The sequence below is a fragment of the Novosphingobium sp. genome, assembly GCF_027486195.1.
Taxonomy (GTDB): Bacteria; Pseudomonadota; Alphaproteobacteria; order Sphingomonadales; family Sphingomonadaceae; genus Novosphingobium.
Genome location: NZ_JAIXPP010000116.1, coordinates 1 through 18,473, shown reverse-complemented (window position 1 = coordinate 18,473; position 18,473 = coordinate 1). Strand labels below are relative to the sequence as shown.

Sequence of the window (18,473 nt, the reverse complement as noted above, 5' to 3'; positions counted from 1 at the left end):
GGTGTAACGCTGTGGCGCAAAAGACGATTTTCATCACCGGTGGCGCATCGGGCATCGGGCGCGCGGTGGCCGAGCGGTTTGGCCGGGCTGGCTGGTTCGTCGGTATTGCCGATATCAACGAGGACGGGATGGCCGGCACCGCCGCGCTGATCCCGGCAGGCTTTTCCTCGCAGCACAAGCTGGACGTGCGCGACCGCGCCGCATGGGACGCGGCGCTGGCAGACTGCGCCGAGGCCTCGGGCGGAAAGATCGATGTCGTTTTCAACAACGCCGGCATCCCCCTTGGCGGGCGCTTGATCGATTGCAGCGCCGAGGAAGTCGAACGCACGCTCGATATCAATCTCAAGGGCGTGATCTTCGGCGCGCAGGCGGCTTATCCGTGGCTCAAGGCTGCGGCCCCCGGCTCATGCCTGCTCAACACCGCGAGCGCGGCGGGGATTTATGGCATGCCCGGCGGCTCGATCTATTCCGCGACCAAGTTCGGCGTCCGCTCGATCACCGAATCGCTGGATGGCGAGTGGAAGGACGATGGCATCAGCGTGCGCGATCTGATGCCGAGCTTCATCGAAACCCCGCTGCTCGATCACGCGCCCAATCGCGCTTCGAACGCGGATATCCGGGGGCAGGTCAGTTCCGCCGGGCTCGAAATCACGCCGGTGAGCGAGGTCGCCGAAGCGGCGTGGGCGGCGGTGCATGGGCAGAAGGTCCACACGCTGGTCGGCAAGACCGCGAAGAAGCTGGCCTTTGCCGCGCGCTGGATGCCGGGGGCCTTGCGCAAGCAGGTCAGCGGCCTTGGGCGGCCGATGGGGGGCTGATCAGTCGAAGCTCGTGTCGTCAGGCTGCGCCATCAGGGCCTTGCGGCGCAGCAGGAAGATCACCGCGACGACCGGCAGCGAGAACGACAGCATCCACGCGTCGAACGGCGAGGCCTTGAACGCCGCGCTGCCCAGCAGGAAGAAGCCGAACGGCCGGAAGATCCACACGCCGGTCGTCCAGTTGAGCGTGAACTGGCCAAGGCCGAGAGCGGACCCGATGGCCCAGAGCCAGCGCCGCCGCACGCCTGTGCTGCGCCCGATGAGGATCAGCGCGGTGACGATCGTGAGCGTCGAGAGCGCCATCGCGGCCAGCCAGAAGTAGTGTAGCGCGCCTTTCCCTTCGAGCGTGAAGGCCCCGCCGGTGGTCGGCTGATGGTCAGAGGGCGCGGCATGCCATCCCACGATCTGCGGCCCGCCGGGCGCCACCTTGATGACGATCTGAATCACCGCCCAGCTGGTTCCCGCGCCGAATTCGTAGTTGAGCGCCTTCAGCGTCTGCGAGGCGCCGTTCACCGTGTTGGTCTGCACGGCGACGGTTACCAGCCTGGTGTTCGTGGCCTTGGGGATGCCCGCCTGAAACGACCGCTCGATGCCGAGCGTCTGCGCATAAAGCTGCGGCTCCATGCTGGCCTTGACCGTATCGAGCTGCCCCGACTGCAGCGCGGCGATGAAGCGGACAGCGACGGACTGCTCCTGCGGCGTGGCGAGCGCTTCATTGACCTGCGACTGCGAGCAAGCGGCCAGAAGCAGGCTGAGGATCACCAGAATGATGCGCATGCCCCCGGTCCTTCCACTTTGCCCCAGACTGCGGATTTCTTCGTAGCTGGAACGGCTTGCCGCAGCAATCGGGACACGCAGCCGGGCCACGCAACTGGGCTGGTCTAGCCCGCGAACCCGTCAATCGCGCTGGCCAGTGCCACGTCCCGCGTGCTCAGCCCGCCTGCATCGTGCGTGGTCAGCGTGATTTCGACGCGGTTGTAGACGTTGAACCACTCCGGGTGGTGATCGGCCTTTTCGGCAAGGATCGCCACGCGGGTCATGAAGCCGAAAGCCTCGGCGAAATCGGCGAAGCGGAAGGTGCGGGTGATGGCGAGGCCGTCTTCGCGCAGCGACCACTGCGGGAGGGCGGCGAGGGCGGCGGTGCGTTCGGCATCGGTGAGGGCGGCAATCACCATAATGGCTCTCCTTGCCATAGGATTTCTTGGCAGTGCGGCGTCTTTCCCCTATCGCGTGAACCGATGCAACCGTGCCGTCTCGCTGCCTATGATCTTGCCTGCCGACGCGGTGACCGGCTGCTGTTCCGGGGCGTGGGCTTCGAACTGACCGGGGGGGAAGCGCTGCACCTTTCCGGCCCCAACGGCATCGGCAAATCGAGCCTGATGCGCATTCTGGCGGGCCTGCTGCGCGCCTACAACGGCCATGTCGAGCACGAGGGCGCGATGGCGCTTTCGGATGAACGGCCCGCGCTCGATCCGCACCGGCCGCTGGGCGAGGCGCTGGCGTTCTGGCGGCAAGTTGATCGCGCAGGCGAGGCGCGCGCCGATTTCGGGCTTGAAGACCTGCTCGATGTGCCGGTGCGCTATCTTTCCACCGGCCAGCGCAAGCGCGCCGCGCTGGCGCGGCTGGCCGCGAGCGGTGCGCGGATCTGGCTGCTCGACGAGCCGCTGAACGGGCTCGACACGCATTGGGGCGCCAGCGCGCAGGCCGCGATCGAGGCGCACCGCGCGCTCGGCGGCATTGCGGTGATCGCCTCGCACCAGCCGCTGCAATTGCAGAAACTGCGCACGCTTTCGCTGCTGGAGCATCTGCCATGAGGGCGCTATGGACGATCTTCCGCCGCGATCTGACGCTGCTGCTGATGGGCGCGCCGGGGCGGGGCGGGGCGCTGCTGCCGCTGCTGTTTTTCCTCGCGGTTGCCATGCTCTATCCCTTTGCAGTGGGCCCCGATGCCAAGCTGTTGGCGCGGACCGGCGCGGGCGTGATCTGGGTCGCCGCGCTGCTGGCCGCGATCCTGCCGTTGGACCGTTTGGTGGAGCCCGATCTGGAGGCCGGCTTTTTTGATCAATGGGCGCTGCGCGGGATTGCCGAGGAAGGCGTGCTTGCGCTGCGCATCCTTGCGCATTGGCTTAGCTTCGGCGTGCCGCTCATGCTCGCGGCGCCGCTGGCGGCGGGGCTGCTCAATCTGGACGGTGCGCAGCTGTGGACGGTGGAGCTGGGGCTCCTGCTCGGCACGCCGGGGCTGGCGGCGATCGGCGTGACCATCGCGGCGCTGACGGCCGGGCTGCGCGCGGGGGCGGCGCTGGGCGGGCTGCTGGCGATACCGCTGACGGTGCCGCTGCTGATCTTCGGTGCGGGCTCGCTCCAGCCGGGCGGGGAGGGCGGGCTGCTGCTGCTCGCCGCATCAAGCCTTGCCGCGCTGGCGATTGCGCCGTTTGCCGCGGCGGGCGCGATCCGGGCGGGGCGGGAGTAGCAAGAAGGAAGGGGTTTCTCGCAGAGACGCGGAGAAGAAAGAAGAGCGCAGAGGCCCTATCGCTGCGGCGCAGCCGATTTCTCCATCGAGATGCGTCTCTGCAGTAGTGCCTGGTTGCCTGCGGCGCGGATGGGCCGCTCTGCGAACTTCTTTTCCTTTGCGTCTCTGCGAGAAACCCCTTCGCCTTCTTCCCACAGCCGCCCTTCGCCCCCTGAAAGCGCAAATCCATTGCGGCGCGCGCGGCGGCGCATTACCTCGCAAGGCATGAACCAGACCGTCGCGCCACCCGCCGTCCTCGCCGATACCCTCTCGCTGATCGGCAAAACGCCGCTTGTCCTCCTTAAGGGGCCGAGTGAAGCTGCGGGCTGCGAGATCTACGGGAAGTGCGAGTTCGCCAACCCCGGCGCTTCGGTGAAGGACCGCGCCGCGCTGTGGATCGTGCGTGATGCTGAAGCGAAGGGCCTGTTGAAGCCCGGCGGCACCATCGTTGAAGGCACGGCGGGCAACACCGGCATCGGCCTTGCGCTTGTCGCCAACGCGCTGGGCTACAAGACCGTGATCGTGATGCCCGAAACCCAATCGCGCGAGAAGATGGACACGCTGCGCGCACTGCGGGCAGAACTGGTGCTGGTCCCCGCCGCGCCGTTCTCCAATCCGGGGCACTTCGTCCACACCTCGCGCCGCATTGCCGAGGAAACCGAAGGCGCGATCTGGGCCAACCAGTTCGACAATATCGCCAACCGCCGCGCCCATATCGAAAGCACGGCGCCGGAAATCTGGTCGCAGATGGAAGGCCGCGTCGATGGCTTCATCTGCGCGGCGGGCACCGGCGGCACGATCGCGGGGGTCGGCTTCGGGCTCAAGGCTTTCGACGAGAACGTGACCATCGGCCTCGCCGATCCGCACGGCGCTGCGCTCTACAACTACTATGCCCACGGCGAACTGAAATCCGAAGGCTCCTCGGTCGCGGAAGGCATCGGGCAGGGGCGCATCACCGCCAACCTCGAAGGCGCGCCGATCGATACGCAGTTCCGCATCTCGGACGAGGAAGGCCTCGAATGGGTGCGCCGCCTGCTGGCCGAGGAAGGGCTGTGCCTTGGCCTTTCGAGCGGGATCAACGTGGCGGGCGCAGTGGCGCTGGGCAAGCAACTCGGCCCCGGCAAGCGCGTGGCGACGATCCTGTGTGACACTGGCTTCCGCTACCTCTCCTCGCTCTACAACCCGGAGTGGCTGCGCGCGAAGGGCCTGCCCATCTTTCCCTGGCTTGGATGACCTTCCCCTCGCTGGCATAAGCGAGTAAGATTGGGCGGATGGCACTCTTCGGCCTCATCCCTGATCGCCGCCCGTCGCCGGACGCAGCGGCTGAAACCCCGGCGGAAGCCGCGCGGCTGGCCGCGCTGCAACCCGCGTATCCCGGCCCGCGCGAACTGCGCGCGCAGGCGGTACACCGGCTGCAAATCGGGCTGTTTGGCCTTGCCGGGATGCTGCTCATCGTCAGCCTCGCCAACGTGATCATGGACCGCGCCAAGCAGGTCGAGCGCACCACGGCGGGAACGCCTGCCGCCGCCGCCAGCCCCAGCGCGAGCCCCAGCACGGCCAACGATCCGCTGGTCGACATGGGCGTCGCGCCCGAACTGCCGGTGGCCGGCGGCGCCAAGCCTGCGCGCCAGGCACCGCGCCCGCCCGGCAACTGAGCGGCAGCCGCACAATCTGGATCCTTGCCGCCGGCGTACTGGCGCTGGCCGGTTGTACGCGCGCTTCGCCGCCGCCCGCGCTCGGCCTGTTCACCAGCCTGCCGATCCTGTGGAGCGAGGCGGACGGGATGGGGGCGCAGCTTGCTCCGTCCGGAAAGCCGCACTGGGCGCGCCCCGTGCTTGAGGAAGGCCGCCGCCTTGTCCCGCTCGATACGCTCCTCGCGCCGAGGCCGCTTGCCGACCTTTTTGTTGCGCAGCCGCGTCCGCTGGAGCCGGCGGAGAACGTGGCGCTTGATGCCTGGGTGCGGGGCGGGGGGCACCTTCTGCTGTTTGCCGATCCGCTGCTCACGGCGGAAAGCCGCTTCGCGCTCGGCGATCCGCGCCGCCCCGCCGATACTGTGCTGCTGGGCCCGATCCTGGCGCATTGGGGCCTTGCGCTGCGCGATGCGGGCGAGGGGCGGGAAAGCGCGGGAACGCCGTTTCCCGTGAATGCCCCGGGTGAACTCACTCTGCTTCCGGGGCCGGCGCAGGACTGCCGGATCGAGCAGGCCGGCCTCATCGCGGCGTGCCGGATCGGCAAGGGTTTCGCACTGATCGTGGCCGATGCCGCGCTACTCGAATCCGCCGAGGGCCCGGATGCCGCATCCCGCGCCGAGGCGCTGCGCGCCCTGATGCGCCGGGCCTTTGGCCGCTGACGCGGGAATCGGCGGGAAACGAGCACGGGAAAGCACGGGAACGAAGCGGAGCCGCGCCCCGGCTGCGCGTCTTAACCATAAAATTTGGCGGAATTGCGTGATTTCGTCCGAAACCCCGCCAAGTCACCGGTGCGCTACGTGGTTGCCCCAAGGAAAGATTCATCCACTGGAATCAACGTTTGGACGTAATTTCCCGCATTTTCCCCTTTTCGCCCGGACCCTCCCGCGTTAAGACAACACCTCATCAGGAAGGACTCCATGACGCATCCGCGGGGGATGAGTCGGCCGCGCGGGTGTGCGCGGCCGGGTTGGGAGGCTTTCGTCCGCTGGGGGAAGCGGCACGTGGCTGGGGCACAGTCGCAGTATTGGGGGCAGGGCTTTTCGCCGCGCGGCGAGAAGAACCGCTTTGTCCTCCCCGCAGACTTCCGCCAGACCGTCCGCGAAGCCTCCAAGGGCAATCGCACCCTCTGCCTCGACAAGCACGCCAAGCACCCCTGCCTCGTCGGCTTCGGCGAATCCCGTGCAGAAAGCTTTGCCGAGATGCTCGCGCACGAGGAACGAGTGGCGATCGAACGCGGCGAACCCTTCGATATCGACTTGCGTGCCGCCCAGATCGCCGGGTTTGCCCGCATCAGCTTCGATGATTCCGGCCGCTTCGTCCTGCCCGAATACCTCGGCGAGCAGGCGCAGGTCGGCGACGAGCTCTATTTCCACGGCGGCATGCATCAGATCATGATCTGGGCGCCCGAAGTGCTGTTTGCGATGGGCCCCGAGTGGGACTCGGTCAAATCGGCCTGCCGCGCCCGCATGGCCGAATTCTCGGCCAAGGCAGCCCGCAAATGAGCGCTGCTCCCCATATCCCCGTGCTCCTCGATGAGGTTGTCGCCGCGCTGAACCCCGCAGCCGGTTCCCTTGTCGTGGACGCCACCTTCGGCGCAGGCGGATACACCCGCCGCCTGCTCGGTGCCGGCGCCACCGTCCATGCCTTTGATCGCGACCCCGATGCGATTGCGGCGGGCCGGGCCTGGGGGGAAGTTTCGGAAAGCCCGCCCCGCCTCGTCCTCCATCCGCGCCGGTTCTCCGAACTCGCTGAGGGCCTGGCGGAAGCGGGTGTTTCGAGCGTGCAGGGCATTGTCTTCGATATCGGCGTGAGCTCGATGCAGCTTGATCAGGCGGCGCGCGGGTTCGCCTTTTCCAGCAATGGCCCGCTCGACATGCGCATGTCGCAGGCTGGCGAAAGCGCGGCGGATTTCCTCAACGGCGCGGCCGAGGAAGCGATTGCCGACGTGCTCTACCACTATGGCGAGGAGCGCCAGTCGCGCCGCATTGCCCGCGCCGTGGTCGCCGCCCGCCCGCTGACGACGACCGGCCAGCTCGCCGATGTCGTGCGCAAGGCGCTGGGCTACCGTCCCGGCGCGCCGAAGGACCCCGCGACACGCAGCTTCCAGGCCGTGCGCATCCATGTGAACGGTGAGCTTGATGAGCTGCAGGCGGGTCTCGCCGCAGCGGAGCGCGTGCTGGCGCCCGGCGGCCGCCTCGCTGTCGTCAGCTTCCACAGCCTTGAAGACCGCATCGTCAAGCAGTTCCTCCGTGAAGGCGCGGGCGCCCTGCCGGCCGGATCGCGCCATCTCCCCGTCAGCGCACCCAGCGCAGCGCCGGTGTTCGAAAAGCCCTCCGCCGCCATCCGCCCCGGCGCGGAGGAGCAGGCGCGCAACCCCCGCGCGCGCTCTGCCACCTTGCGCTGGGCGGTGCGGACCGCCGCCCCTGCACGGGAGATGGCCGCGTGATGGTCAGTGCCCACCGCTTCCGCTCGATCGGCTGGATTGCGCTGCTGCTCGTCTGCGCCGCGCTGGTCATGGTGCTCGCGTTCCGTGTGAATGCGCTGCGCAGCCAGGTCCATCGTACAGAGCTGCAGATCGTCGCGCTGCGCAAGGAGAAGCTCTACCTCGAAACCGAGGTGGAAACCCGCGCGAACCAGCAGCAGCTGAAGCTGTGGAACGATGTCGAGTTCGGCTATGTCGCGCCGACCGCCGGTCAGTACCTTTCGAACGAGCGCCAGCTGGCCGCTTTTGCCAAGCCGGATGGTCCAGGCAGCCCTGCACCGATCCGTGTGGCGAGCGCGGACGATGCCGTTGCGGCCGAAGCAGCGTTCCCTTCGGTGATGTCCGGCCTTGCTGCTGCGGCCGATATTGCCGCGCCGGTCGTTACTGCAGACGAGGATGACGACAAGCCTGCGGCGAAGCCCGCAGATGCCGCGGACCGCGCCAAGGCCACCGCAAACCTCGGCGCGCGCCTTGCGATGGTCACGCCGCTGAAGAACGACGGCAAGAGCAAGACCGGCAAAACCGACAAGACCGACAAGACTGGCAAGGATAGCAAGGCAAAGGACGGCGAGAAGAAGGCCGCCCTCGCGAGGTCGATGAAGACCTCGAAGGACGAGGCGGCGCGGCCCGGCAAGGGCGCAAAGCTCGCGGCGGCCAAGTCTGAAGCCCGGCCGGGCAAGGCGGTGGCCTCGAAGCCTGAGAAATCCGCCAAGCCTGCACGCGGGGGGAGCAAACCCGCCCCGTGAATGCGCTGACCGCCTCCGCCGCAATCGCCACCGGACGAGTCCAGCTCGCCAACGTGCGCCAGGGCGCGCTCGTCACCGCGCGGCTGCGCGCGCTGTGGATCATGGTGCTGTTCGTATTCGTGACACTGACAGCCTGCGTGCGGATCGTGCAGCTCGGCTTGTTCGAACGGACGCCCGAGCGCGCCTCGCTGGCCGAGGCGCTGTTGCCTTCGCGCGGGGAGATCACCGATCGCAATGGCACCGCGCTGGCGCGCGCCTTCGCGTCCTATTCCTTGTGGTTCAATCCCAAGGCGCTGGGCGAGGGCGGCGCGCCGCTGGTCAAGACGCCCGAGGAAGTCGCTCGCGCGCTCGTCGGCATCTTCCCCGATGCGGACTACGCCGATCTCGTGGCGCGTCTGAAGGCGGGCAAGCCTTGCTATCTGCGCCGCCGGGTCTTGCCGGAAGACGCCAACAGGGTCTTCGCGCTGGGGGAACCCGCGCTTGAATTCCCGCGCGAGGAGCAGCGTTTCTATCCGCAGGGCTCGCTCGCTGCGCATGTGCTCGGCTATGTGGACGAGGCCGGCAAGGGCCATGTCGGGATGGAACAGGTGCTGGAGCCGCGCCTGCTCGATCCGGCGTATCGCGGCACGCCCACCGCGCTTTCCATCGACGCGCGGGCGCAGGGCGCGCTGGAAGACGAGCTTGGCCGCGGCATGATGGAAACCAATGCCAAGGGTGCCGCCGGGGTCATCCTCGATGCGGACAGTAGCGAAGTCGTCGCGCTGGCCTCGCTGCCCTCGTTCAACCCCAATCGTTCGGACCTTGCCTACAACGATCTCGTGTTCAACCGCGTGTCGAACCAGGTCTACGAGCTTGGTTCCACGTTCAAGCCGATCACCATCGCCTCTGCCATCGACGCCGGCGTGGTGACCGATCTTGCGAAGCGCTATCCTTCGGTGCCGTTCCAGATCGGCAAGTTCACGATTCACGACAGCCACAACTTCGGCACTTCGCTCAATGTGCCCGAAGCGCTGATCCACTCGTCGAACGTCGTGCTGGCGCATGTCGCCGACCTGCTGGGTCCGGTCGCGCTGAAGCACACGATGGAGCAGCTCGGCATGAACGAGCGCCCGACGATCGAGCTGCCTGCGCGCGGCTTCCCGCTCTGGCCGCGCGGCGGGAGCGAAGGCGGCAAGGGCGATTGGGCGCGGCTGACGACGATGACGGTGAGCTATGGCCACGGCATCGCGGTCACCCCGCTGCACCTCGCCTCGGCCTATGCCGCGCTTGTCAACGGCGGGATCTGGCGTCCGGCCACGCTCTACAAGGTGGACCCGGCGCACCTGGCCCCCGGTCGCCGCGTGTTCCAGGCCTCGACCAGCGCGCGCCTGCGGCAGCTGCTGCGTATGATCGTGGTCGATGGCACCGGCCGCAAGGCGGACGCGCCAGGCTTTCGCGTCGGCGGCAAGACCGGCTCGGCAGAAAAGCCGGGCAGCGGCGGTTATCGCAAGACTTCGCTGATCGCGACCTTCGCGGCGGCTTTCCCGATGGACAAGCCGCGCTATGTGGTGATCGTGATGCTCGACGAACCCCAGGCCACCCAGCAAACCAGCGGCCAGCGCACCGCCGCGTGGAACGCCGCGCCCATCGTCGGCCGGCTGGTGCCGCGCATCGGCCCGATGCTGGGCGTGGTGCCCGATGCGCACCATGACGTCGATATTTCCGATCTCAGCCCGCTGGTCGGTTCCGGAGAAGGCGAATGAACCTTGCGGCCCTTGCCGCTGCGGCGGGTATCGCGCTGCCAGAGACGACTGCCGTGCTGGCCAGTGCCAACGTCACGGGCTTCGCCATCGATCACCGCAAGGTCGCCCCCGGCACCGTGTTCGGCGCGTTCGTCGGCACGCGGGTGAACGGCGAGGATTTCATTGCGGACGCCATCAAGGCCGGCGCGATTGCGGTTGTCGCGAGGCCCGAGGCGAAGGTGGACGGTGCGGTGCATATTGCCGATCCCGCGCCGCGCAGGGCTTTCGCGCGCCTTGCCGCGCCGTTCTTCGCCCCGGTCCCTGAAACGCTCGTCGCCGTTACCGGCACCAACGGCAAGACCTCGACTGTCGAGATGACGCGCCAGCTCTGGCGCATGGCCGGTTTCCGCGCCGCCTCGATCGGCACGCTGGGCGTCACCACGGCGGACGAGAGCGTCTCCACCGGGCTCACCACGCCCGATATCGTCACCTTCCTCGCCAATCTTGCAGGCCTTGCGCGCGAGGGGGTGAGCCATGTCGCCTACGAGGCTTCGAGCCACGGACTTGATCAATTCCGCAACGAAGGCCCTAGGGTCGCAGCCGGTGCCTTCACCAACCTCAGCCGGGATCACCTCGATTACCACGGCACGATGGACGTCTATTTCGCGGCCAAGATGCGCCTGTTCGGGGATGTCGTAGCCGAAGACGGCGCGGCGGTGATCTGGGCCGACGATGCCTGGTCCGCGCAGGCGATTGCGGCGGCCAGGGCGCGCGGGCTGAAGCTGATCACGGTGGGTGAACAGGGCGAGACGCTGCGGCTGCTCTCGCGCACGCCCACGCTGCTTGGCCAGACGCTGGAACTCGCGTTCGAGGGCACCACGCGCAAGCTCGATCTGCCGCTGATCGGGGCCTATCAAGCCGCCAACGCGCTGGTTTCGGCGGGTCTGGTGATCGCGACGGGCGGCGATCCGGCCGCCACGCTGGCCGCGCTTTCCCGCATCCAGCCGGTGCGCGGGCGGCTTGAGCGCGCGGCGATCACGCGGGCTGGCGCGCCGGTCTATGTCGATTACGCGCATACCCCCGATGCGATCACCGCCGCGATTGCCGCGCTGCGGCCGCATGTCGGCAAGAACGGCCGCCTCATCACCGTGTTCGGCGCGGGCGGTGACCGCGACGAGGGCAAGCGCCCCGAAATGGGCCGCGCGGCCTGTGCAGGGTCCGAAGCTGTGATCGTCACCGACGACAACCCACGCGGCGAGGATCCCGCGCTGATCCGCGCCGCCGTGATGGGCGGCTGCAACGAACGCGCTCGCGAAGTGCCGGGCCGCCGCGAAGCCATCGCCGCCGCCATTGGCGATGCGGGGGCGGGTGACATCGTCCTCGTGGCCGGCAAGGGTCACGAACAAGGCCAGATCGTCGGGCGCGGCGAGGCATCACGCGTCCTTCCCTTCGATGACGTGCAAGTGGCGCGGGAGTGCAGCCAATGAATGCCATGAGTGCCCTCCTTGAATGGCCGGTCGAGGCCAGCGATGCCATCGGCCTCGCGCTGTGGAGCGCGGACGAGATCGCGGCGGCGACCGGCGGCACGGCCTCGGGCGTGTTCGAGGTTTCAGGCTGCGCGACCGACAGCCGGGAAGTGCAGCCGGGCGACCTTTTCATCGCGCTCAAGGGCGCGGAAAGCGATGGCCACCGCTTCCTTGAAGGCGCTTTCGCGCGCGGGGCTGCGGCGGCGCTGGTCGAGCGGGCGGTGCCTTGGCCGCATGTGCTGGTGGAAAGCACTACGCAGGCGCTGGTCGATCTCGGCCATGCCGCCCGCGCGCGGGTTGATGCCATGGACGCCGTGGTGATCGGCGTCACCGGCTCTGCGGGCAAGACGGGCGTGAAAGAGGCGCTGTTCGCCGCGCTGGATCGCGGCAGCAGGGGGCGCGCGCATCGTTCGGTCAAGAGCTACAACAATCACGTCGGCGTGCCGCTCAGCCTGGCACGCATGCCCGCGCGCAGCCGCTTCGGCGTGTTCGAGATGGGGATGAACCATGCAGGCGAGCTTGCCGCGCTGACCCGGCTGGTGCGCCCCCATATCGCCATCGTCACCACGATCGCGCCCGCGCATATCGGTCATTTCTCGGGCGAAGAAGCCATTGCGCACGCCAAGGCGGAAATCTTCGAAGGGCTGGAAGCGGGCGGCATCGCGATCATCCCGGCAGATAACCCGCACTTCGCGCTGCTGCGGGAAGCCGCCGCGCGCCATGCCGGGCACGTCGTCTGCTTCGGACGCGGCGCGCAGGCTGATGCGCGCCTGCTCGATGCGGTGCCCGCGCCGGGTGGCGGCACGCTGGTCACTGCTGCGTTCTCCGGCCCGCTGGGCCCGCGCAAGCTGTGCTATACCATCGCTCAGCCGGGCGCGCATTGGGTCGACAATTCGCTCGCCGTGATGGCAGCGGTCGCCGCAGCGGGCGGCGATCTCGGTGCGGCGGGCCTCGCGCTGTCCGAGATGGAAGGCCTCGCCGGGCGCGGCGCGCGCCATGTCATCCCCGCACCTGGCGGCGATGGTTCGGGCAAGGCGCTGCTGATCGACGAAAGCTACAACGCCAACCCCGCCTCGATGCGCGCGACGATTGCCTCGCTCGGCCAGGTGCCCGCGCGCCGCCGCATCGCGGTGCTTGGCGCGATGAAGGAACTGGGCGAGGCTTCGGACGGCTACCACGCCGAACTCGCCGAGCCGCTGATCGCCGCAGGCGTCGAGCGGATCATTCTCGTCGGGCCGGAAATGGCCGCTCTTGCCAAGGCGCTGGGGAAAAGCGCCGGGCCTGCGCTTGCCGCGCGAATCGAACTCGACCATGCCGAAAGCGCTGCAGAAGCGGCGGAATGCCTTGCTGCGGATGCTCCGCAGGGTGGTGACGCCATTCTGGTGAAAGGGTCGAATTCGGTCGGGCTCGCCACACTGGTGCGTGCCCTGACTGCAAAGGCCAAAACGGGCGTGGCCAAGACGGCCGGGGAAAACTGAATGCTCTATGTTCTGGCGCATTGGCTGCATTTCGAGGGCATCGCCAATCTGATCCGCTACCAGTCGTTCCGGTCTGGCGCAGCGCTGATGACGGCGCTGGTGATTGGCCTGATCATCGGCCCGCGCTTCATCAACATGCTGCGCGTGCGGCAGGGCAAGGGCCAGCCGATCCGCGCCGATGGGCCGCAATCGCACCTCGCCAAGCGCGGCACGCCGACGATGGGCGGGCTGATGATCGTCATCAGCCTCGCGATCTCGCTGCTGCTGTGGATGGACCTCACCAGCAAGTTCGTGTGGGCCTGCCTTGTCGTGACGCTGGGCTTCGGCCTCATCGGCTTCCTCGATGATTACGCCAAGGTCACCAAGTACGCGCACGCCGGGCTTTCCGCGCGGATCCGGCTGCTGGCCGAATTCGTCGTGGCGGGCGCCGCGCTTGCGCTGGTGGTGACGGACACCAACCTTTATCTGCCGGTGTTCAGCAATCTCTATGTGCCGATGGGGCCGTTCTACTACCTGTTTGCCGCCTTCGTCATCGTCGGCGCGGGCAATGCGGTGAACCTGACCGACGGGCTTGACGGCCTCGCCACCATGCCTGTCATCATCGCGGCGGGCACCTTCGCGATCATCGCCTATCTCGCGGGCCGCGTGGACTATGCCCATTACCTCGGCATCCAGCATGTGCCGCGCGCGGGTGAGCTTTCGATCTTCTGCGGCGCGGTGATGGGCGCGGGCCTCGCGTTCCTGTGGTTCAATGCGCCGCCAGCCGCGGTGTTCATGGGCGATACCGGCAGTCTGGCGCTGGGCGGCACGCTGGGCGTCATCGCGGTCTCGATCCACCACGAGATCGTGCTCGGCATCGTCGGCGGGCTGTTCGTGATGGAGGCGGTGTCGGTCATCGTGCAAGTCTTCGTCTACAAACGCACCGGCAAGCGCGTGTTCCGCATGGCGCCGATCCATCACCATTTCGAGCAATTGGGCTGGAAGGAATCGACCGTCGTCATCCGCTTCTGGATCGTGTCGATCGTGCTCGCGTTGATCGGCCTTGCCACGCTGAAGGTGCGATAAGCGTGCCGTGCCACAGCCCATGATCGTCTCCTCCGCCTTTGCCGGCAAACGCTATGCAGTCCTCGGGCTCGCCCGCTCGGGGCTCGCGAGTGTCGATACGCTGCTGGCAAGCGGGGCCGACGTGACGGCATGGGACGGGCGCGAGGATGCGCGCGCAAATGTCGAGGGCCGCGCGACTATCGCCGATCCGCTCGCGATCGATCTCACCGGGTTCGATGGCATGGTCGTCTCCCCGGGCGTGCCGCTCAATCGCCACCCCATCGCTGCCCACGCGCGCGCGGCGGGCGTGCCGATCATCGGCGATATCGAGCTTTTCGCGCAGGCCCGCGCCAGCCTGCCGCCGCACAAGGTCGTCGCGATCACCGGCACCAACGGCAAATCGACCACCACCTCGCTGATGCACCACATCGTGAAGGAAGCCGGCCTTCCCACCGTGATGGGCGGCAACATCGGGCTTCCCATTCTCGGCCAGCCGCCGCTGCCCGAAGGCGGCGTCTATGTGCTGGAGCTTTCGAGCTACCAGATTGACCTTACCTACAGTCTCCACGCGGATCTCGCCGCTTTCATCAACCTCAGCCCCGATCATCTCGATCGTTATGATGGCTATGAAGGCTATGGCGCCTCCAAGGCGCGGCTGTTCCAGATGCAGCAGGCGGGGCAGTTTGCCGTGTTCGGCTGCGGCGATGAAGATACCCGGCGCATTGCGGCGGAGATCGCGGCCAACCGCCCTGAAGGCGACGTAGCGGTGGTCGATCCCGCCGCGCTGACCGGGCAGGCCGAATGGCCTTCGCTGCAGGGGCCGCACAATCTCCAGAATGCCGCGATTGCGGTGGCCATGGCCCAGCGCCTCGGCATTCCTGAACCCGTCTGGCGCGCGGCACTCGCCAGCTTCGTCGGCCTGCCGCACCGCATGGAGCGCGTCGCCGAAGCGAACGGCGTCCTCTTCATCAACGACAGCAAGGCGACCAACCCGGCCTCGACTGCTCCAGCGCTCGGCGCCTGGCCGCGCGTCCACTGGATACTCGGCGGCCTGCCCAAGGGCGACGATCTGGATGCCTGCGCCCCCTATTTCAGCCACGTTGTGCAGGCCTATACGATCGGCGAGGCCGGGCCTCGCTTTGCCGAAATCCTCGAGCCGGTCATGCCCGTCCAGCGCAGCGAAATGCTATGCGATGCGGTGCGCCAGGCGATGGATGCGGCCCAGCCCGGCGATGTCGTGATGCTGTCCCCGGCCTGCGCGAGCTTCGACCAGTTCCGCGATTTCGAGGCGCGGGGTGACAGCTTCCGCCAGATCGTCACCGCGCTGATTGCCGAGAGGGGAGCGGCATGAACGGCCATCAGCCTACCCGGCAAATCGCCACTCAGCTGCCCGGCGGCGGCGTGCGGATCGCGCCGCGCACCAATCGTTATCGCCGCACCCGCCGCAGCGAACTGGTGATCTGGTGGCGCGAGATCGACCGCGTCCTGCTTGCGCTCGTGCTCATGCTGGTCACGGTCGGCACGGTGGCGGTCGCCGCCTCGTCCCCGGCGAGCGCGCACCGGCTCTCGACGCAGACGAAAAGCCTCGGCGATCTCTACTTCTTCTGGCTGCACTTGCGCTTCCTCAGCGTCGGGCTGCTTGCGATGTTCGTCGCCTCGCTCCTGCCCAAGGAAACCACGCGGCGGCTCGCCATCCTGCTGGCCGCGACGATGCTTGTCGCCCTCGTGCTGGTGCCCTTTCTCGGCAACGAGGTGAAGGGGGCCAAACGCTGGCTGTGGATCGGCTTCAGCCTCCAGCCCTCCGAATTTCTGAAGCCCGGCTTTGCCGTTGCAGTCGCGTGGATCCTTTCGTGGCGGGTACGCGATCCCAACATCCCGGTGATCCCGATCACCGTCGGCCTCATGCTCCTCATCGCCGTGTTGCTCATGGCGCAGCCCGATTTTGGCTCGACCGTGCTGTTCGGCGGCGTGTGGTTCGCCCTCGTGCTGCTCTCCGGTCTCGATCTCGCCAAGATTGGCTGGAGCGTGGGCGGGGCTGTGGCCGCGGTAGTGCTGGCCTACTTCTTCTACCCCAACGCCACACACCGCATCGATGCGTTCCTTTCGGGCGGCAGCGAGTTCGATCAGGTGGACCTCGCCATGCGCACGCTGGTCAGCGGCGGGTGGAGCGGCAGTGGCCTGTGGCTGGGCAGCCGCAAGATGGCGCTGCCCGAGGCGCATACCGATTATATCTTCTCGGTGATCGGAGAGGAATTCGGCCTGATCGCCTGCGCGCTCATCGTGGTGCTCTATTGTGCCATCGTGATCCGCGTGATGATGCGCCTGGCGGACGAGGAAGACCTGTTCACCGTCCTCGCCGCAGCGGGCCTTACCGCGCAGCTGGCGGGGCAGGCCTTCATCAATATTCTCGTCAACCTTCAGCTTTTCCCCTCCAAGGGCATGACGCTCCCGCTCATCAGCTATGGCGGCTCCTCCACGATCGCGCTGCTGCTCGGCGTCGGGTTCCTCCTCGCCATCACGCGGCGCAATCCCTATCTCTCGCGCGAGATGACGGACCTGAGGGAGCTCGCGCGCACATGACGAATCATATCCCCGGCGTCTCGCGCCATTTCGTCCTCGCGGCGGGCGGCACAGGCGGGCATTTGCTGCCCGCCTTTGCACTGGCGACCGAGCTGGAGCGGCGCGGGCATCATGTCGCGCTGGTGACGGACGAGCGCGGCGCGAAGATCCCCGGCAAGCCTGCGTTCCTTCCCGCGCATGTCCTGCCCGCGGGCCGTCTCGGCAAGAACCCCATCGCGCTCGCCAAGGGCCTCGCGGCGATCTGGCGCGGGCGCGCGATGGCGCTGCGCCTGTTCGAAAGCTTTCAGCCGTCCTGCGTGGTCGGCTTCGGCGGCTATCCAGCGCTGCCCGCGCTGCTCGCCGCGCGCTCGGCGCGCATCCCCACGGTGATCCACGAACAGAACGCGGTGCTCGGCCGGGTCAACCGCCTGCTGGCAAAGCGCGTGGATGCCATCGCCACGGCCTACATGGAAGTCGAGCGGCTCGATCCGGGGCTCTGGGGCAAGGTCCACCGCGTCGGCAATCCGGTGCGCGCGGAAGTGCTGGCGCTGCGCGGCGAGGCATTCCCGGCGTTCAGCGAGGACAGCCTGTTCCGCGTGCTTGTCACCGGCGGCAGCCAGGGCGCGTCGATCCTCTCCGAAGTCGTCCCCGATGGCCTTGCCATGCTCCCGCCCGCACTGCGCCACCGCCTGCAGGTGACCCAGCAGTGCCGCCCGGAAGACCTCGAAGCCGTCCGCGCGCGCTATGCCGGGCACCAGATTCCCGCCGAACTCGGCACCTATTTCGAGGACATGGCGAGCCGTCTTGCCGAAACGCACTTGTTCATCGGCCGCTCGGGCGCATCGACGATTGCGGAGCTGACGGCGGTCGGCCGCCCCGCGATCCTCGTGCCGCTGCCCATCGCGACCGACGACCATCAGGCAGTCAACGCGCGCGAGATGGTGAAGGCGGGCGGCGCACGGGCGATCCGCCAATCGGGCTTCACCCCCAAGGAACTAGCCAAGCAGATCCAGACGATGGCGCTCAATCCCACATCGCTCGCCAATGCCGCCCATGCTGCGTGGAACTGCGGCCTGCCCAATGCCGTCAAGGACCTTGCCGACCTCGTCGAGGGCTTCGGCGGCGTGCCGCTAATGGATGTGATCCGCATGGAAGGCTCCGTGCAGACCGCCAGCACCCAGCAGGCGCTGGCAAAGGAGAGCGCTGAATGAAGGGCGTCGGCACCGAGATCGGCACGATCCATTTCGTCGGCATCGGCGGCATCGGCATGTCCGGCATTGCCGAGGTCATGCACAACATGGGCTATAGCGTTCAGGGCTCCGACATGGCCGAAAGCTATGTCGTCGATGGCCTGCGCACGCGCGGCATTCCGGTGATGATCGGCCAGCGCGCCGAGAACGTCGCGGGCGCGGCCGTTGTCGTCACCTCCACCGCCGTGAAGCGCGACAACCCTGAAGTCGTCGCCGCGCTGGAAGGCCGCATCCCCGTCGTCCGCCGCGCGGAAATGCTCGCCGAGCTGATGCGCCTCAAGAACACCGTCGCCGTGGCGGGTACGCATGGCAAGACGACCACGACCTCGATGGTGGCCTGCCTGCTCGATGCCGGCGGGGTCGATCCCACCGTGATCAACGGCGGCATCATCAATTCCTACGGCTCCAACGCCCGGCTGGGTGACAGCGAGTGGATGGTGGTCGAGGCAGACGAGAGCGACGGCTCCTTCCTGCGGCTCGATGGCACGCTTGCGGTCGTCACCAACATCGATCCCGAGCACCTCGATCACTACGGCTCGTTCGAGAAGGTCAAGGACAGCTTCGTCGAGTTCATCGAGAACGTGCCGTTCTACGGCGCGGCGATCCTGTGCATCGATCATCCCGAAGTGCAGGCGATCATCCCCAAGGTGCG

Annotated in this window: 19 protein-coding genes; 17 read left to right on the top strand and 2 right to left on the bottom strand. The window is 67.6% G+C overall.

The window, feature by feature from the left end:
- Positions 1 to 11 precede the first annotated feature (11 nt).
- Complete coding sequence (locus Q0071_RS19775; RefSeq protein WP_298173830.1) at positions 12 to 815, top strand: SDR family oxidoreductase; 804 nt, start codon at positions 12 to 14, stop codon at positions 813 to 815.
- Here the strand turns inward: Q0071_RS19775 and Q0071_RS19770 are convergent, their stop codons facing one another.
- Positions 816 to 1,592: a hypothetical protein gene (locus Q0071_RS19770; RefSeq protein WP_298173826.1), complete on the bottom strand. Its 777-nt coding sequence runs from the start codon at positions 1,590 to 1,592 to the stop codon at positions 816 to 818.
- Between the two features lie 104 nt (positions 1,593 to 1,696).
- Complete coding sequence (locus Q0071_RS19765; RefSeq protein WP_298173823.1) at positions 1,697 to 1,990, bottom strand: 4a-hydroxytetrahydrobiopterin dehydratase; 294 nt, start codon at positions 1,988 to 1,990, stop codon at positions 1,697 to 1,699.
- 63 nt (positions 1,991 to 2,053) lie between these two features.
- Here Q0071_RS19765 and ccmA point away from each other — a divergent pair, with 63 nt between their 5' ends.
- The 16 genes from ccmA to Q0071_RS19685 all read left to right on the top strand — a co-directional run.
- The gene (ccmA, locus tag Q0071_RS19760) at positions 2,054 to 2,629 is read left to right on the top strand and encodes a heme ABC exporter ATP-binding protein CcmA (protein WP_298173820.1); all 576 of its coding nucleotides are present in this window, start codon (positions 2,054 to 2,056) and stop codon (positions 2,627 to 2,629) included.
- Positions 2,626 to 3,285: a heme exporter protein CcmB gene (ccmB, locus tag Q0071_RS19755; protein WP_298173817.1), complete on the top strand. Its 660-nt coding sequence runs from the start codon at positions 2,626 to 2,628 to the stop codon at positions 3,283 to 3,285. Before ccmA ends, ccmB begins: the two co-directional genes overlap by 4 nt.
- A 264-nt stretch (positions 3,286 to 3,549) precedes the next feature.
- Entirely contained in the window at positions 3,550 to 4,557 is a 1,008-nt protein-coding gene (locus tag Q0071_RS19750) for a cysteine synthase A (RefSeq protein WP_298173814.1), read from the top strand.
- Positions 4,558 to 4,595: 38 nt separating this feature from the next.
- Entirely contained in the window at positions 4,596 to 4,979 is a 384-nt protein-coding gene (locus tag Q0071_RS19745) for a hypothetical protein (protein ID WP_298173811.1), read from the top strand.
- Positions 4,980 to 5,155: 176 nt separating this feature from the next.
- A complete protein-coding gene (locus Q0071_RS19740; protein ID WP_298173808.1) occupies positions 5,156 to 5,674 on the top strand; it encodes a hypothetical protein in 519 nt (172 codons plus the stop codon).
- Positions 5,675 to 6,016: 342 nt separating this feature from the next.
- Positions 6,017 to 6,517 (top strand): division/cell wall cluster transcriptional repressor MraZ, encoded by a 501-nt coding sequence (locus Q0071_RS19735; protein ID WP_298173805.1) that lies wholly within the window; start codon positions 6,017 to 6,019, stop codon positions 6,515 to 6,517.
- Positions 6,514 to 7,461, top strand: a complete 948-nt coding sequence (gene rsmH, locus Q0071_RS19730; protein WP_298173802.1) for a 16S rRNA (cytosine(1402)-N(4))-methyltransferase RsmH — start codon at positions 6,514 to 6,516, stop codon at positions 7,459 to 7,461. The genes Q0071_RS19735 and rsmH overlap by 4 nt, the downstream gene beginning before the upstream one ends.
- Positions 7,461 to 8,243, top strand: coding sequence for a hypothetical protein (locus Q0071_RS19725; RefSeq protein ID WP_298173861.1), 783 nt, complete (start codon positions 7,461 to 7,463; stop codon positions 8,241 to 8,243). The genes rsmH and Q0071_RS19725 overlap by 1 nt, the downstream gene beginning before the upstream one ends.
- Positions 8,240 to 9,985 (top strand): penicillin-binding protein 2, encoded by a 1,746-nt coding sequence (locus tag Q0071_RS19720; RefSeq protein ID WP_298173798.1) that lies wholly within the window; start codon positions 8,240 to 8,242, stop codon positions 9,983 to 9,985. Before Q0071_RS19725 ends, Q0071_RS19720 begins: the two co-directional genes overlap by 4 nt.
- Complete coding sequence (locus Q0071_RS19715; protein WP_298173795.1) at positions 9,982 to 11,451, top strand: UDP-N-acetylmuramoyl-L-alanyl-D-glutamate--2,6-diaminopimelate ligase; 1,470 nt, start codon at positions 9,982 to 9,984, stop codon at positions 11,449 to 11,451. The genes Q0071_RS19720 and Q0071_RS19715 overlap by 4 nt, the downstream gene beginning before the upstream one ends.
- The gene (murF, locus tag Q0071_RS19710; RefSeq protein WP_298173791.1) at positions 11,448 to 12,968 is read left to right on the top strand and encodes a UDP-N-acetylmuramoyl-tripeptide--D-alanyl-D-alanine ligase; all 1,521 of its coding nucleotides are present in this window, start codon (positions 11,448 to 11,450) and stop codon (positions 12,966 to 12,968) included. Before Q0071_RS19715 ends, murF begins: the two co-directional genes overlap by 4 nt.
- Positions 12,969 to 14,033 (top strand): phospho-N-acetylmuramoyl-pentapeptide-transferase, encoded by a 1,065-nt coding sequence (gene mraY / locus Q0071_RS19705; RefSeq protein WP_298173788.1) that lies wholly within the window; start codon positions 12,969 to 12,971, stop codon positions 14,031 to 14,033. It abuts the gene before it with no gap.
- Positions 14,034 to 14,052: 19 nt separating this feature from the next.
- Entirely contained in the window at positions 14,053 to 15,363 is a 1,311-nt protein-coding gene (gene murD, locus Q0071_RS19700) for a UDP-N-acetylmuramoyl-L-alanine--D-glutamate ligase (protein WP_298173859.1), read from the top strand.
- On the top strand, positions 15,360 to 16,592 hold the full coding sequence (locus Q0071_RS19695; RefSeq protein WP_298173785.1) for a putative peptidoglycan glycosyltransferase FtsW: 1,233 nt from the start codon (positions 15,360 to 15,362) through the stop codon (positions 16,590 to 16,592). Before murD ends, Q0071_RS19695 begins: the two co-directional genes overlap by 4 nt.
- A gap of 8 nt (positions 16,593 to 16,600) precedes the next feature.
- On the top strand, positions 16,601 to 17,782 hold the full coding sequence (gene murG, locus Q0071_RS19690; protein WP_298173857.1) for an undecaprenyldiphospho-muramoylpentapeptide beta-N-acetylglucosaminyltransferase: 1,182 nt from the start codon (positions 16,601 to 16,603) through the stop codon (positions 17,780 to 17,782).
- Positions 17,779 to 18,473, top strand: a 695-nt coding sequence (locus tag Q0071_RS19685; RefSeq protein ID WP_298173782.1) for a Mur ligase domain-containing protein, incomplete at its 3' end; no start/stop codon positions are given. The genes murG and Q0071_RS19685, both read left to right, overlap by 4 nt.